12 protein-coding genes are annotated in these 14348 nt (G+C 68.2%); 2 read left to right on the forward strand and 10 right to left on the reverse strand.

Annotated features, from left to right (window positions below; genetic code table 11):
• Positions 1-105: 105 nt before the first annotated feature.
• The 4 genes from DBV10_RS03380 to DBV10_RS03395 all read right to left on the reverse strand — a co-directional run bounded on the left by DBV10_RS03380 (position 106) and on the right by DBV10_RS03395 (position 6346).
• Positions 106-3270 carry an efflux RND transporter permease subunit gene (locus tag DBV10_RS03380; RefSeq protein ID WP_124510652.1) on the reverse strand — a complete coding sequence of 1055 codons (3165 nt, stop codon included), beginning with the start codon at positions 3268-3270 and terminating at the stop codon, positions 106-108.
• 61 nt (positions 3271-3331) lie between these two features.
• A complete protein-coding gene (locus tag DBV10_RS03385) occupies positions 3332-4750 on the reverse strand; it encodes an efflux RND transporter periplasmic adaptor subunit (protein ID WP_124510654.1) in 1419 nt (472 codons plus the stop codon).
• A gap of 214 nt (positions 4751-4964) precedes the next feature.
• On the reverse strand, positions 4965-5414 hold the full coding sequence (rnhA, locus tag DBV10_RS03390; protein ID WP_124510657.1) for a ribonuclease HI: 450 nt from the start codon (positions 5412-5414) through the stop codon (positions 4965-4967).
• An 80-nt stretch (positions 5415-5494) separates the two neighbouring features.
• Positions 5495-6346 carry a class I SAM-dependent methyltransferase gene (locus DBV10_RS03395; RefSeq protein ID WP_124510659.1) on the reverse strand — a complete coding sequence of 284 codons (852 nt, stop codon included), beginning with the start codon at positions 6344-6346 and terminating at the stop codon, positions 5495-5497.
• On the opposite strand from DBV10_RS03395, the gene gloB reads away from it, so the two are divergent.
• Positions 6345-7130: a hydroxyacylglutathione hydrolase gene (gene gloB, locus DBV10_RS03400; RefSeq protein ID WP_124510661.1), complete on the forward strand. Its 786-nt coding sequence runs from the start codon at positions 6345-6347 to the stop codon at positions 7128-7130. The two genes, DBV10_RS03395 and gloB, sit on opposite strands and share 2 nt — an antisense overlap.
• Positions 7127-8668, forward strand: coding sequence for a transglycosylase SLT domain-containing protein (locus DBV10_RS03405; RefSeq protein WP_124510663.1), 1542 nt, complete (start codon positions 7127-7129; stop codon positions 8666-8668). Before gloB ends, DBV10_RS03405 begins: the two co-directional genes overlap by 4 nt.
• 36 nt (positions 8669-8704) lie before the next feature.
• On the opposite strand, the gene DBV10_RS03410 is transcribed toward DBV10_RS03405, so the two are convergent.
• From DBV10_RS03410 to dnaX, 6 genes are all read right to left on the reverse strand, one after another.
• The gene (locus DBV10_RS03410) at positions 8705-8857 is read right to left on the reverse strand and encodes a DUF3096 domain-containing protein (protein ID WP_100410799.1); all 153 of its coding nucleotides are present in this window, start codon (positions 8855-8857) and stop codon (positions 8705-8707) included.
• 201 nt (positions 8858-9058) lie between these two features.
• Complete coding sequence (locus DBV10_RS03415; protein ID WP_124510664.1) at positions 9059-10114, reverse strand: ABC transporter substrate-binding protein; 1056 nt, start codon at positions 10112-10114, stop codon at positions 9059-9061.
• A gap of 162 nt (positions 10115-10276) precedes the next feature.
• Positions 10277-10702 carry an MAPEG family protein gene (locus tag DBV10_RS03420; protein ID WP_124510666.1) on the reverse strand — a complete coding sequence of 142 codons (426 nt, stop codon included), beginning with the start codon at positions 10700-10702 and terminating at the stop codon, positions 10277-10279.
• A 94-nt stretch (positions 10703-10796) separates the two neighbouring features.
• On the reverse strand, positions 10797-11387 hold the full coding sequence (recR, locus tag DBV10_RS03425; RefSeq protein WP_124510668.1) for a recombination mediator RecR: 591 nt from the start codon (positions 11385-11387) through the stop codon (positions 10797-10799).
• Between the two features lie 235 nt (positions 11388-11622).
• The gene (locus DBV10_RS03430) at positions 11623-11955 is read right to left on the reverse strand and encodes a YbaB/EbfC family nucleoid-associated protein (protein WP_055398201.1); all 333 of its coding nucleotides are present in this window, start codon (positions 11953-11955) and stop codon (positions 11623-11625) included.
• 230 nt (positions 11956-12185) lie between these two features.
• Positions 12186-14261: a DNA polymerase III subunit gamma/tau gene (dnaX, locus tag DBV10_RS03435; protein ID WP_124510670.1), complete on the reverse strand. Its 2076-nt coding sequence runs from the start codon at positions 14259-14261 to the stop codon at positions 12186-12188.
• Positions 14262-14348 lie beyond the last annotated feature (87 nt).

Here is a 14348-nt window from a genome sequence, read left to right on the forward strand (position 1 = left end):
CACCGCAGCGCGACCACCGGGGCCACGCCAGGGCCGTCGCCGCCCCGCCCGGCGACAGCAAAGGCGGGGCCAGCGCTTGCACAGCGCGCCGGGCGCCTGCAATGCCTACTTGGCCACGTATTCGGGCGCGTGGTGCGCCGCGCCGGCAGGCTCCGGCCCGTCCACGGCCACCGCCGTGTTGGCTCCTGGCACGGCCTTGCGGGCGAACAAGGTGTACATGGTGGGCACCACAAAAATCGTGAGCAAGGTGCCCAGCGACATGCCGCCCACGATCACCCAACCGATCTGCATGCGCGTCTCGGCGCCCGCGCCCTTGGCCAAGGCCAGCGGGATGGCGCCCAGCACCATGGCGCCGGTGGTCATGAGGATGGGGCGCAGGCGCTGGGCCGAGGCCTTGACGAGCGCGTCCACCATCTCCATGCCCTGCTCGCGCAGCTGGTTGGTGAACTCCACAATCAGGATGCCGTGCTTGGTGATCAGGCCCACCAGCGTGATCAGCCCGATCTGCGAATACACGTTGAGCGAGCCGCCGCTCCACTTGAGCGCCAGCAGCGCGCCAATCATGGACAGCGGCACCGACACCATGATCACCAGCGGGTCGATGAAGCTCTCGAACTGCGCGGCCAGCACCAGGAAGATGAACACCAGCGCCAGCACAAACACCACGCCCAGCGCGCCCTGCGAGTTCTTGAACTCGCGCGAGGTGTCGTTCAGGTCGGTGGTGTAGCCGGGCTTGAGCACCTTGGCGGCCGTCTCGTTCATGAACGTCAGCGCCTGGCCCAGCGAATAGTCGGACGACAGGTTGGCCGTGATGGTGGCCGAGCGGCGCTGGCCGAAGTGGTTCAGCTCGCGCGGGCTCACACTCTCGCGCACCTTGACCAGGCTGGACAGCGGGATCATCGCGTCATTGCGGCCGCGCACGTAGATGGTGTCGATGTTCTCGGGCGTGGTGCGGCCCCGCGCCTCGGTCTGCACGATCACGTCATACTGCTCGGCATCGCGCTTGTAGCGCGTCACGGTGCGGCCGCCCAGCATGGTCTCAATGGCTTTGGCCACCACTTCCACACTCACACCCAGGTCGGCCGCGCGCTCGCGGTTGACCTCGATGCGCAGCTCGGGCTTGTTCAGGCGCAGGTCCACGTCGGGGCCCACGATGCCGGGGTTCTGCGCAATCTCGGCCATGAAGGCGGCCACCACCTTGCTGAGGTTTTCGTAGCTGTCCGAGGTCTGGATCACGTAGGTGAGCGGCCGCGAGCGAAAGCCCTGCCCAAGGGACGGCGGTGTGATGAGGAAGGCGTTCACACCCGGCAGGCCCGCCACTTTGGGCTGCAGCTCCTTGGCCAGGTCGAGCGTGGTGCGGTTGCGGCTTTCCCAGTCCACCGTGCGGTAGATGACGCTGCCCTGCGCCACCGTGGGGTTGCCGATGTTGGCGAAGACGCGGTCGAACTCGGGGTAGGTGGTGCCGATCTTTTCCAGCTCCAGCGCATAGCGGTTGGTGTAGTCCAGCGTGGCACCATCAGGCGCGGTCACGCTGGCCAGGATGGTGCCCCGGTCTTCCAGGGGCGACAGTTCCTGCCGCATGGTGGGGAACACCAGCACCAGCGCCACGCCACTGAGGGCCATGACACCCAGCACAATCCAGCGGGCCTGGAAGATGGCCCCGCGCACACCGCCGCGCCCCCCGTCCCGGCCCCCCCAGCGTGCCGTCACCACCCAGCGCAGCAGCCGGCCATAGGCATCCGACAGCGCGGTGAGCCAGCGCTCCATCGAACGGTCGAACCAGTTGGGCTTCGGGTTGTGCTTGAGCAGCAGCGAGCACATCATGGGCGAGAGCGTGAGCGCCACAAAGCCCGACACCACCACCGCCCCGGCCAACGCCAGCGCAAACTCCACAAACAAGCGCCCCGTGCGCCCTGGCGTGAAGGCCAGCGGCGCATACACGGCCACCAGCGTGAGCGTCATGGCCACGATGGCAAAGCCGATCTCGCGCGCGCCCTTGATGGCGGCCGAGAACGGGTCGAGCCCCTCTTCGATGTGGCGGTAGATGTTCTCCAGCATCACGATGGCATCGTCCACCACCAGGCCAATGGCCAGCACCAGCGCCAGCAGCGTGAGCGTGTTGATGGAAAAACCCGCCAGCGACATCAGCGCAAAACTGCCCACCAGGCTCACCGGGATGGTGACGATGGGGATGATGGACGCGCGCAGCGTGCGCAGGAACACGAAGATGACCAGCGCCACCAGCACCACGGCCTCGACGATGGTGGAATAAACGCTCTTGATGGAGCGGTCGATGAACAGCGAGTTGTCGTTGGCGATGTCGATGCCGATGTCGGCGGGCAGGTCGGCCTTGAGCAGGGGCATCATGGCGCGCACGCCCTTGGCCAGCTCCAGCGGGTTGGCGGTGGCCTGGCGGATCACGCCCACCGAGATCGCATCGCGGCCGTTGAGCCGCACGCGGCTGCGGTCGCTGGCCGCGCCCTCCTCCACCCGCGCCACGTCCGAGAGGCGCACAGGAAAGCCGTTGACCGTGCGGATCACGATGCTGGAAAACTGCGCGGGGGTCTTCAGGTCGGTCTGGGACGTGACGCTGAACTCGCGCTGCTGCGATTCGATGCGGCCAGCGGGCAGCTCCAGGTTGTTGCGGCGGATGGCGTCTTCCACGTCCTGCGTGGTGAGCCGGTAGCCGGCCATGCGCTCCGGGTCCAGCCACACGCGCATGGCGTATTTGCGCTCGCCGTAGATGGGCACGTCGGCCACGCCGGTCACCGTCTGCAGGCGGGGCTTGACGATGCGGTTGACCAGGTCGTTGATCTCCAGCGGGCTGCGCGTGTCGCTGCTGAAGGCCAGCCACATCACGGGCGAGGCATCGGCCTCCACCTTGGCGATCACCGGCTCGTCCACCGCCAGCGGCAGTCGGTTGCGCACGCGCGCCGTGCGGTCGCGCACCTCGGCGGCGGCGTTGTCGGCGTCCTTTTCGAGGCGGAAGCGCACGCTGATCTGGCTTTGCTCGGCACGGCTGATGGAGGTGATCACGTCCACCGCATCAATCCCGGCAATCGAGTCTTCGAGCGGCTTGGTCACCTGCGACTCGATCACCTCGGCCGAGGCCCCCGCGTAGCGCACGCTGACGGTGACCACGGGTTCGTCGATCTTGGGGTATTCGCGCACCGACAGGCGCGTGAAGCTCACCGCACCGATCAGCAGCACCAGCAGCGACAGCACAGTGGCAAACACCGGCCGGCGGATGGAGATTTCAGCGAGTTGCATGGCAGTCCAGGGACATCAGAAGCAGGTGGCAAGCGACGGCAAGCGGGTGGCGCACAGCCCCTCAGGCGGGCGCGCGGTGGCCGGCCGGAGCGGGCCGGCTGGGGGATTCGGCAGGCTGGCAAGGGTTGGGGCCGGGCAGCGGGGCCAGGGCGGTGCTGGCGGACGCCACCACCGGGGTCGCAGCCACAGGGGCCGCAGGCGCTCCCTGGGCAGCGCCGGTTGCACCCGCTGGCGTGCCCGGCGCACCGGCAGCCGGTGGCGCATCGGCCACCCCTTGGGCAGCCGACGCAGAGCGCGCGGGCACCGCCGCAGGGCCCGCGTCCTTGCCGCCCCCGCCCTGTTTGCCCAGCTCGACCACCCGCACCTCGGTGCCGTCCTTGCGGATGCGCTGCTGGCCGGCCGTGACCACCAGGTCCCCGGCGTTCAGCCCCTCCACCACCTCCACCAGGCCTGGGGCACGGGCGCCCAGCTTGACGGGGGTGCGGCGGGTCACACGGGTGCCGGACTCCTTGCCTTCCACGATCTTCAGCACATAGGGGCTGTTGCCTTCGGGCACGATGGCTTCTTCAGGCACCACGCGCGCATCGGCGCGCTCCGAGAACACGGCCGTCACGCGGGCGAACATGCCCGGGCGCAGCTGCAGGCGGCGGTTGTCAATGCAGCCACGCACCGCAATGGCCCGGCCGTCGGCGTCGATCTGCGGGCTGATCGCCTGCACCACGGCGGCGTAGCGCACGCCGGGCAGCGCATCGAACACCACCTGGGCCGTCTGCCCCGTGCGCGCCTTGCTCTGCAGGCGCTCGGGCAGGCGAAAGTCCACAAACACGGCGTCCAGGTCTTCGATGTTGACGATGTCGGCTCCGTCCTTGAGGTAGTCGCCCACGTTCACGCCCCGGATACCGGCAATGCCATCGAAGGGGGCCACGATCTTGAGGCGCTGGGCCGTGGCCTGCGCCAGGGCCAGCTTGGCCTGCGCCACCTCCAGGTTGGCCGCGCTTTCATCCACCGAACGCTGGCTGATGAAGCCCTGGGCCACCAGCTCCTGGTTGCGCTTGTGGTTGGCCTGGGCGATCGACATCTCGGCCTGGCTTTGCTGGATCTGCGCGCGGGGCAGTTGGTCGTCGAACTGCACCAGCACCTGGCCGCGCCGCACCCGCTGCCCGTCGCGGAAGTTGAGCTGCGTGATGCGCCCGCCCACCTCGGGCCGCAGCATCACGCTCTGGCGCGACCGCAGGCTGCCCACGGCCTCGGCGTCGTCGCGCAGCGCCATCTGCCGGACGGCCACGGCCTCCACCGCCACGGGGCGGCCCGCAGCGCCGGCCCCCTTGGCACCGCCGCCGGCTGGCGCACCGGGGCTGCCCCCGGCCACGGCTGCATCATTGCGCGCAGGCTGCGTGGGTTTCTGGAGCCACCAGGCGGCCCCCGAGGCGGCCGCCATGCCGATGACAGCGAAAACGATGTATTTGTTCTTGGACGCCATGGGTCAGTGCAGCCAGGTGTTGTGGGGAAATGCAATCGAACAATGTATCAGTGCGTGTCTTGCGCTGCAGCCAACGTGGGCAAGACCCCATGGGCAATGGCGGCGGATTTACGCAGGCTTTACACGCGACAGGCACAAAAAAGCCCCCGAAGGGGCTGATCGCCGCGACCGCGGCCTGCTGCCGGAGCCTGCAGCGCGGGTCAGAAGCCGCAGTTCATGCGCGCCCCAGGGCTTTGTCCACGCCCCGGTTGGCCAGCGCATCCGCTCGCTCGTTGCCCGGATCGCCCGAGTGCCCCTTGACCCAGCGCCATTCGATGCGGTGGCCGCCGGTGCTGACCAGGGCATCCAGCCGCTGCCACAGCTCGACGTTCTTGACGGGCTGCTTGGACGCCGTGCGCCAACCCTTGGCCTTCCAGCCGTGGATCCATTCGGTGATGCCCTTGCGCACATATTCGCTGTCCAGGAACAGCGTCACGGCGCAGGGGCGCTTGAGGGCCGACAGCGCCTCGATCACCGCCAACAGCTCCATGCGGTTGTTGGTGGTGCCCAGCTCGCCGCCGAACAGCTCTTTCTCGGTCGGCCCGGAGCGCAGCAACACGCCCCATCCGCCGGGGCCCGGATTGCCCTTGCAGGCGCCATCTGTGTATATCTCTACCTGGTTCAAACTGTGTTCCTGCTGTGGTGATGGATTCTTGGCCGCCATGGCCCGGGCAAGGGGCCCTGTGGCGGCCGGTGGGGGATTGTCTATGTTGGCTTGCGCCGGACCGGGGACGCATGGGCCGTGGGCACCCGACCGCCCGCGCGGTTGGCCACGGGCACCGTGCCGGTTGAACGCTGGCGCTGGTTGCGCCACGCGGGCTCCAGCAGGCGCATGCCATGCACCCGCTTGACCGCCACCAGGAAGTAGGCCGCGCCCAGAATGGGCCACCACCGCTCCCCCAACGGGTCCATCCAGCCAAAGCGCTCCAGCCACTGGGCACTGCGCACCGCGGGACGATAACAGCCAAAGCGGGCCGATTCGACCTCGAAGCTCAAAAGCCTGAGCCAGTCCCGCAGGCGCCGGTAACCGATGAATTCACCCACATCGGGCAGGTACAGGCTGCCCCGCCCCAGGCGCTGGTACAGCCGCGCGCGCCGCTGGCGCAGGCCCCACAGGCTGGTGGGGTTGAGCCCGCTGATGACCACGCGCCCTTCGGGCACCAGCACCCGCTCGACCTCGCGCAGCGCGGCATGGGGGTCGATGCTCAGCTCCAGGGTGTGGGGCAGCACGATGAGGTCCAGGCTCGCATCGGCAAACGGCAAGGCCTCGGGCTCGGCCAGCAGGTCGGCTGGGTGCCATTGCAAGCCAGCGTCGCCCGCGCCACCCACCGCCGCACCGCCTGCTGCACCGGCCGCCGCCTCCTGCCCCAGCGCCAGCCACTGGTAGGGCATGCGGTTGGCGCGCAGGCCGTCGAGCAGGGGCATGCCCAGCTGCAGGCTGTGGTAGCCAAAAATGTCGGCCACGGCCTCGTCGAAGCGCGCCTGCTGCCATGCCAGCAGGTACCGGCCCGGCGGGGAGTCGAACCAGTCGTGCAAACCTATAATTTGATCGCTCATGAACTTGCTGCCGCTGCCCGCCTTTACCGACAACTACATCTGGATGCTGCACGATGGCCGCCAGGCAATCGTTGTGGACCCGGGCGACGCCGCACCCGTGGTGCAGGCCCTGGACGACCTCGGCCTGGGTTTGCAGGCCATTCTAGTCACGCACCACCATGCCGATCATGTCGGCGGGGTAGATGCCTTGCGCGAAGCCACCGGCGCGCGGGTCTATGGCCCGGCCCGCGAGCGCATTCCCGAGCCCCTGGTCCGCCTGGCGCACGGCGATGTGGTCGAGGGGGCCGATGTGCTGGGCCTGCGTTTCACAGTGATCGATGTGCCCGGCCACACCGCAGGCCACATCGCCTACTACTGCGCGGCCATGGATGGCGCGCCGCTGCTGTTCTGCGGCGACACCCTGTTCTCGGGCGGCTGTGGCCGCCTGTTCGAGGGCACGCCCGCGCAGATGCTGGACTCGCTGGACCAGCTGGCCGCCCTGCCCGGCAACACCCGCGTGTGCTGCACCCACGAGTACACCCTCTCCAACCTGAAATTTGCGCGGGCCGTGGAACCTGGCAACGCCGCCCTGCTCCACTACAGCAGCCAATGCGAGGCCCTGCGGGCGCAGCAGCAACCCACGCTGCCCTCCCGCATAGACCTGGAGCGGGACATCAACCCTTTCCTGCGCGTCAGGCAACCCACGGTGGCCCGCGCCGCCCGGGGCCACGATGCGCAGGTGCCTGAAAACGACGCCGTGGCGGTGCTGGCCGCCCTGCGCCAATGGAAGAACGAATTCCGATGAAAATTCTGCACATCGCCTGCCTGGCCGGCCTGCTCTGGCTCACAGGCTGCGCCACCACCGGGGGCCCCTCGCCCGACCAGGCGGGCACGGACACCAAAGCCATCCCCAGCACTGCACGCTCTTCCTCCCATACCCCCCTGATCCCCAACGGGCCGCTCAAGCCCATCACGGCGGCCCAGGCCAGCAGCAGCGAAGTGGCCTCGCTGTCGGCCCCTGCCGACCTGTGGGACCGCATCCGGCGCGGCTTTGCCATGCCCGACCTGCAGCACGAACTGGTGCAGGACCGCGAGCAGTGGTACGCCACGCGCCCCGACTACATGCAGCGCATGACCGAGCGCTCCAGCAAATACCTGTTCCACATCGTTGAAGAACTGGAACGCCGCGGCATGCCCACCGAGCTGGCGCTGCTGCCCTACATCGAGAGCGCGTTCAACCCCCAGGCCATCTCCAGCGCCAAGGCGGCCGGCATGTGGCAGTTCATGCCCGCCACGGGCAATTACTTCGACCTCAAGCAGAACGCCTTCCGCGACGACCGCCGCGACGTGTTGGCCTCCACCCGCGCCGCGCTCGACTACCTGCAAAAGCTCTACGGCATGTTCGGCGACTGGCACCTGGCCCTGGCTGCCTACAACTGGGGCGAAGGCAGCGTGGGCCGGGCCATTGCCCGCAACCAGAAACTCGGCCTGGGCACCAGCTACACCGACCTCAACATGCCGGCTGAGACCCGCATGTATGTGCCCAAGCTGCAGGCCGTGAAAAACATCGTGGCCAACCCCGATGCCTTCCGCACCGAGCTGCCACTCATCGAGAACCATCCGTACTTCCAGACGGTGGACATCACGCACGACATCGACGTGGCCCTGGTGGCCACCCTCGCAGGCATCCGCGAGGAGGACTTTCGTGCACTGAACCCCTCCTACAAGCGCCCCGTGATCCTGGCCGCAGGCACGCCCCAGATCCTGCTGCCCTGGGACAACGCCAAGGTCTTCCAGCGCAACCTCGACGCCCGCCGCGAAGGCCAGCACGCCAGCTGGACCGTGTGGTCCGTGCCCACCACCATGAGCGTGGCCGAGGCCGCGCAGCGTGCCGGCATGAGCGAGAGCGACCTGCGCAGCATGAACAACATCCCGCCCCGCATGCTGATCAAGGCGGGCTCGGCCCTGATGGTGCCGCGCGCCACCACCTCGCGGCAGGACGTGTCCTCCCACCTCGCGGACAACGGGCAGGTGGCCCTGACCCCCGAGATCGTCACCCGCCGCACCACGGTGCGCGCCGGCAAGGGCGAAACCGTGGCCAGCATTGCGCGGCGCTACAAGCTCACCGCCGCCAACGTGGCCGACTGGAACGACGTGCGCGCCAATGCCGCCTTCAAGGCAGGGCAGCAGGTGGTGGTGTACCTGCCCCTCAAGCAGGCCCAGGCTGGCACCCGCAGTGGCGGCGCCCGCGTGGCCGCGGGGGGCGGCAACAGCGGCAGCAAACGCAATGCGGGGGCCCCTTCCCGCAAGGGGGGAACGCCCTCCAAGGTCAAGCGCCGCTGATGCCGCAGCCCCTGGAGGAACCTTGGGGGCCGGAGGTCAGAGCCGGAGCGTGTGCATCCCCAGCAGCCCCAGAATGCCCATGATGATGAGGTACAGCGCCACGATGGTGCTGAGCAGGCGCGGCATGACCAGGATGAGGATGCCTGCGATCAGGGAAACAAGCGGGCCGATGCTGAGGCTCAGCGACATGGGAAAGTCCTTGGAAAAATCAATCACGGGGTAAAGGGCAGAAGGGCCAGGTCAGCTGGCCGCGATCACGCCTTGGATGGCACCTTGGCTGGCGCCCCCGCACTGTAGTCCAAACCCGCCCCTGTTCCAGGCTGGCGCCCCCGGCAAAAGCCCCCGCGCCCCACGCCACGCCATGGCGGTTGCGTGCGCAAGGTCCAGGGGTCAAACGCTGTACTTCTGGCGCGCCTTGCGCACTAGGTCGTTGGTGTAGGTGCGCGCCAGTTCCACCTTGGTTTCGGCCAGCTCGGGCTGCACGCGCGCCAGCACACGCAGCGCGGTGGCTGGGCCGTCGTCCGGCATCAGGCCATTGGGCGAGAAGGTCTCGCGCACGCGGCCAAAGGCCGCCAGGTACAGGCCCCGGTCGCCCATCAAGTATGCGGCAGGCACCGCCTTGACGAGGTCGGCCGGCGCGGCGGTCTGCAGCCACTTGAGCGCGTGCACGATGCCATTGACCAGCGCCTGGGCCTGCGCGGGCTGCTTCTGCACAAAGGCCTGGGGCGCATACAGGCTGCCCGCCGGCAGGGTGCCCTTGCCCACCAGCTCCTGCGCGGCCTTGAGCGAACGCAGGTCGCCCACGATGCGCATGTCCGCCTTCTGCTCCAGCAGCGTCATGATCGGGTCGGCATGGCACAGCGCATGCACCTGTCCCGAGCGCAGCGCATTCATCGCACTGGTGCCCGAGCCCACACCCACAAAGGCCACATCCCGGGGCAACAGCCCCGCACGCACCAGCATCAGGCTGGCCGCCAGGTGGGTGGACGACCCGACGGACGACACGCCAATGCGCCGCCCCGCCAGATCGCCCAGGTCCTTGTAGGCCGGCAGCGAGCGCAGCGACACCCCGAGGGCCAGCTGGGGCGCCCGCCCCTGCAGCACCAGCGAACGGTAGGCCTGGCCCCGCGCCTGCGCGCGCAGCACATGCTCAAAGGCCCCCGAACAGACATCGGCCGCCCCATCCTGCACGGCCTGCAGCGCCAGCGCACCGGCCGCGAAATCGCGCACCACCACCTCCAGGCCTTCGGCCCGGAAGTAGCCCAGGGCGTCCGCCAGCGCCAGCGGCAGGTGGTAGAGCACTCCCTGCCCGCCCACCGCGACGGTGATGCGCCCCAGCATGGCCCCATCGGTTTGCGCCCGCACCACCGCAGGCGCGCACACAGCGGCCGCCGACAGGGCAGTCACGGCGCCAAAGGCGCGGCGGGTGAGCAAAGGCAAGGGCATGGAGTCAGGAAAAAAGGCAATGCTGCATTGCAACAATCGTGCCCCAGCAGGGGCCAGGCCGCATCAGGGAGATTCCCTGCGGGTTTCTACGTAAGCATGAAAAACCAAGGCGGCCGGGAGGCCGTCAGCAGGCGGGTGCGCCCCACGCCTCCCCGCCCCGGGTCAGCGGTAGCCGATGAAAAGAATCGCCACGTTGACCAGGAAACCCGCCGCCCACACGGCGCTGCGGGCCGTGGGCATGTCGGAGACATACATCATCACGTAGAAGATGCGCAGCATGACGAACAGCAGCGCCAGCATGTCGAGCAGCGTCTGCCCGGCGCCCAGCAGGTGCGCAATGATCACCGCGCCGATAAAGAATGGCAACGCCTCGAAGCTGTTGGCCTGGGCCGCGTTGGCCCGTGCCCGCCAGTCGGTCTGCCGGGCCATCCAGGCGCGCGGGTCATGGTTGTCAAAACCGCCGTCCTTGCGCGACTTGCCCAGGTTGCCGCTCTTGGCCAGCCAGGCGCAGCCCATGGGCAGCAGTGCGGCGATCAGCACGCACCAGTAGGCCACGGTGAACCGTGCAACATGCATGGTGGTATTCATAGTTTTAGACTCTTTTAGGCGGCCAGCGCCTGATGGACAAGCGTGAGCAGCTATTAAATTGTGAGTATTCTAGTGCGCCTCGGCGGGCCGGGTGTCACCGGCGGTCCACCAGCGCATGCGCGATGGTGCCCAGGTCCACGTACTCCAGCTCGCTGCCCACGGGCACCCCGCGCGCGAGCCGCGTCACATGCACACCCCGGCTCTTGAGGGCCTCGCTGATCACATGGGCCGTGGCCTCGCCCTCGGCATTGAAATTGGTGGCGAGGATCACCTCCTGCACCTCGCCGCTGGTGGCCCGCTCCATGAGTTTCTGCAGTCCGATTTCCTTGGGGCCCACCCCATCCAGCGGGCTGAGCCGCCCCATGAGCACAAAGTACAGCCCCTTGAAGGCCCCGGTGCGCTCCATCGCGGACTGGTCCGCCGGGGTCTCGACCACACACAGCCGCGTGGCATCGCGCTCCGGGTCCAGGCAGGTGCTGCACACCTCGGCCTCGGTGAACGTATGGCAGCGCGCACAGTGGTGCACCGTGCCCACCGCCTCCGAAAGCGCCCGCGACAGGGCCAGCGCCCCCTCGCGGTCGTGCTGCAGCAGGTGGAACGCCATGCGCTGCGCAGACTTCACCCCCACCCCCGGCAGCCGGCGCAGCGCCTGAATCAAAACGTCGAGGGAGTTGGTGGTGGACATGGACAGGCAGGAGGCGATACGGGTGGCGTTGTACGGAGCGGCGGAGCCAGGCTTCGACAAGCTCAGCCCGAACGGATGTGGGAGTGTCCCCCGGCCTTCACACCCCGCTCTCAAGGGCGTAGCGAGCGGGATGAGCTGCTAGGCGGACGGAGCACAGCCACCGGAACGTACTTGAAGTACGTGAGGATGGCGAGCACCGCCCAACGACGCAGATCGCCCGCTCGGTAGCCAACCCTCAGAAAGGGAATTTCATGCCGCCGGGGAGGCCTGGCATGCCTTGGGTGAGCTTGCCCATCTTCTCCGAGGAGGTTTCCTCGGCCTTGCGCACCGCAGCGTTGAACGCGGCCGCCACCAGGTCTTCCAGCATGTCCTTGTCTTCGGCCAGCAGGCTGGGGTCGATGGTGATGCGCTTGACGTCGTGCTTGCAGGTCATCACCACCTTCACCAGGCCCGCGCCCGATTCGCCTTCCACCTCGATGAAGGCCAGTTCATCCTGCGCCTTCTTGAGGTTGTCCTGCATGGCCTGGGCTTGCTTCATGAGGCCGGCGAGTTGTCCTTTGTTGAACATGGTGTGGTTTCCTTTGCTTTCTTTCTGGTTGATCGATTCCCACGAAGGGACAGAGATTCGGTATCCGAGATGCACGGTATTGTGCTGTGCAATGTCAGTGGCCGTCGAAACTGGCACACGCCAATCCAGTGCACTCGTGGAGCTGGCTTTGGCAGGCCACCGAGTGCGTCCCCCTCCCGCGAAGCGAGAGAGGGGGAAGGCGCCGAAGGCGACTCAGGGGGAGCTTCATCTCACGCGGGTTTGATGCTGCCCGGCACGATTCTCGCGCCGTAGTCGCGCATCAGCGATTGCACGAAAGGGTCGTTGTGCACGATTTCCTCGGCGCGGCGCTGGCGCTCAGCGGCCGCAGCGGCATTGCGGCGGGCGGGGCTGTCGATGACCACGCCCACCTCCACGCTGATCTGGGTGGCATGGCCCGCAGCCTCCAGCGCCGCGCGCAGGCGCTCGCGGGCGGTAGGCTGGTTGAGCGATTCGCGCTCCACGCGCAGCAGCCAGTGGCCACCATCGCGCGCCACCAGCTGCGACTGCAGGGCCAGCTCCCGCACCAGGGCGTTGATGGCCTCGGCTGCGACCATCTGCTGCACGGTGGCATGCCAGACATCGCCCTCTTCGGTGGGGGTGTAACGCGCTGATGCGGGCACGGGGGTGGCGTGGGGTGCGGGCTGCAAACGCGCACCCGGCTCGGGGGCCACACGCACGGGGATTGCTACAAACTCAGGAGCGCCCTGCGCATGTTCAGCGCGCGCAGGGCCATTAATTATTTCAAGCCCTTGCGCATGGCGCGCGGGCAGCACCGTGACTGCGACAGGCGCCGCCGACGCAGTTGGCACCGCAAGTGCACCGGCTGCGGGGCCTGCATCGTCCTCCGACGCGGGCCAGGGCGGGGGCTCGGAAGAAGAAGAGGCATCGTCGGCCCCCGGGGCATCGTCATCCAGCGCCGGCACGGCCACCGTTGGGCGCGCAGGGGCCGACACGGCGGATGCCACCACAGGGGCCACGGCGGGCGGCACGGGCACCGCCGGTGCGGGCTGCGCCACCGGGGCGGCGGCGGCCAGAGGTGCAGCAGGGGGAACCGGAGCCGGTGCCGCAGGCGCCGCCAGGGGCGCAGGCGCAGCGGCCGCAGAAGCCCCCGAAGACGCAGTTTCAGGCCGCGTCAGAGTTTTTTTTTCAGCCGATTCGCCAACACCGCCTGCACCGCTTACGGGCTTGAAGGCCAGCAGGCGCAGCAGCACCATGGTCAGCGCCGCATATTCGTCGGGCGCCAGGCCCAACTCGCCACGACCGTGCAGGCACAGGCTGTAGAGCAGCTGGGTTTCATCAGCGGGCATCAGCGCCGCCAGGCGGGCAGTTTCGGCGGCCTCGGGGTCGTCGGCATCCACGGCCCCCGCCATCTGCGGCACGGCCTGGAACACGGCCATGCGCTGCAGCACGGCACTCATCTCTTCGAGCGTGGAGGCCGCAGACAGGCCATTCATGCGCAGCGCGTCCGAGGTTTCCACCACCGTCTTGCCATCGCCCTGGGCCAGCGCGTCGATGAGGCGGAACACATAGGAACGGTCCACCGCACCCAGCATCTGGCGCACACCGGCCTCTTGCAACTGGCCGCTGCCAAAGGCGATGGCCTGGTCGGTGAGCGACAGCGCATCGCGCATCGAACCGCGCGCGGCCCGCGACAGCAGGCGCAGCGCCTGGGGCTCGGCCGACACGCTCTCGGCCGCCAGCACCTGCGTGAGGTGCGAGAGCACGGTTTCGGGCGCCATGGGGCGCAGGTTGAACTGGAGGCAGCGTGAGAGGACGGTGACCGGCACCTTCTGCGGATCGGTCGTGGCGAGCACGAACTTGAGGTATTCGGGCGGTTCTTCCAGCGTCTTGAGCATGGCGTTGAACGCCGTGTTCGTGAGCATGTGCACTTCGTCGATCATGAAGACCTTGAAGCGCCCCTGCACCGGCTTGTAGACCGCCTGCTCCAGCAGGCTTTGCACTTCGTCCACGCCCCGGTTGGAGGCCGCGTCCAGCTCGGTGTAGTCCACAAAGCGGCCGCTGTCGATGTCGGTGCAGGCCTGGCACACGCCACAGGGCGTGGCGGTGATCCCGCCCTGCCCGTCAGGCCCCTGGCAGTTGAGCGACTTGGCCAGTATGCGCGACACCGTGGTCTTGCCCACGCCGCGCGTGCCCGTGAACAGGTAGGCGTGGTGCAGGCGCTGCTGGGTCAGCGCATTCGACAGGGCCTGGACCACATGCTCCTGCCCCACCATCTCGGTGAAATTGCGGGGGCGGTACTTGCGGGCGAGCACTAGGTAGGACATGCGGGCGATTCTACGGGCTGGGCCGTGCGCCCCCGGCGCCACCAGGGCAAACAAAACAGCCACTGGAAAATCAGGGCCTTCATCCGA

The sequence above is a fragment of the Acidovorax sp. FJL06 genome, from assembly GCF_003852545.1.
Taxonomy (GTDB): Bacteria; Pseudomonadota; Gammaproteobacteria; order Burkholderiales; family Burkholderiaceae_C; genus Acidovorax.

Excerpts from the sequence above, each read along its gene's own strand:
- gloB (WP_124510661.1), top strand. The coding sequence starts at position 6,345 with ATGAACTTGCTGCCGCTGCCCGCCTTTACCGACAACTACATCTGGATG.
- DBV10_RS03415 (WP_124510664.1), bottom strand. The coding sequence starts at position 10,114 with ATGCCCTTGCCTTTGCTCACCCGCCGCGCCTTTGGCGCCGTGACTGCC.
- DBV10_RS03405 (WP_124510663.1), top strand. The coding sequence starts at position 7,127 with ATGAAAATTCTGCACATCGCCTGCCTGGCCGGCCTGCTCTGGCTCACA.
- DBV10_RS03420 (WP_124510666.1), bottom strand. The coding sequence starts at position 10,702 with ATGAATACCACCATGCATGTTGCACGGTTCACCGTGGCCTACTGGTGC.
- recR (WP_124510668.1), bottom strand. The coding sequence starts at position 11,387 with ATGTCCACCACCAACTCCCTCGACGTTTTGATTCAGGCGCTGCGCCGG.
- DBV10_RS03395 (WP_124510659.1), bottom strand. The coding sequence starts at position 6,346 with ATGAGCGATCAAATTATAGGTTTGCACGACTGGTTCGACTCCCCGCCG.
- DBV10_RS03380 (WP_124510652.1), bottom strand. The coding sequence starts at position 3,270 with ATGCAACTCGCTGAAATCTCCATCCGCCGGCCGGTGTTTGCCACTGTG.
- DBV10_RS03410 (WP_100410799.1), bottom strand. The coding sequence starts at position 8,857 with ATGTCGCTGAGCCTCAGCATCGGCCCGCTTGTTTCCCTGATCGCAGGC.
- DBV10_RS03385 (WP_124510654.1), bottom strand. The coding sequence starts at position 4,750 with ATGGCGTCCAAGAACAAATACATCGTTTTCGCTGTCATCGGCATGGCG.
- DBV10_RS03430 (WP_055398201.1), bottom strand. The coding sequence starts at position 11,955 with ATGTTCAACAAAGGACAACTCGCCGGCCTCATGAAGCAAGCCCAGGCC.
- dnaX (WP_124510670.1), bottom strand. The coding sequence starts at position 14,261 with ATGTCCTACCTAGTGCTCGCCCGCAAGTACCGCCCCCGCAATTTCACC.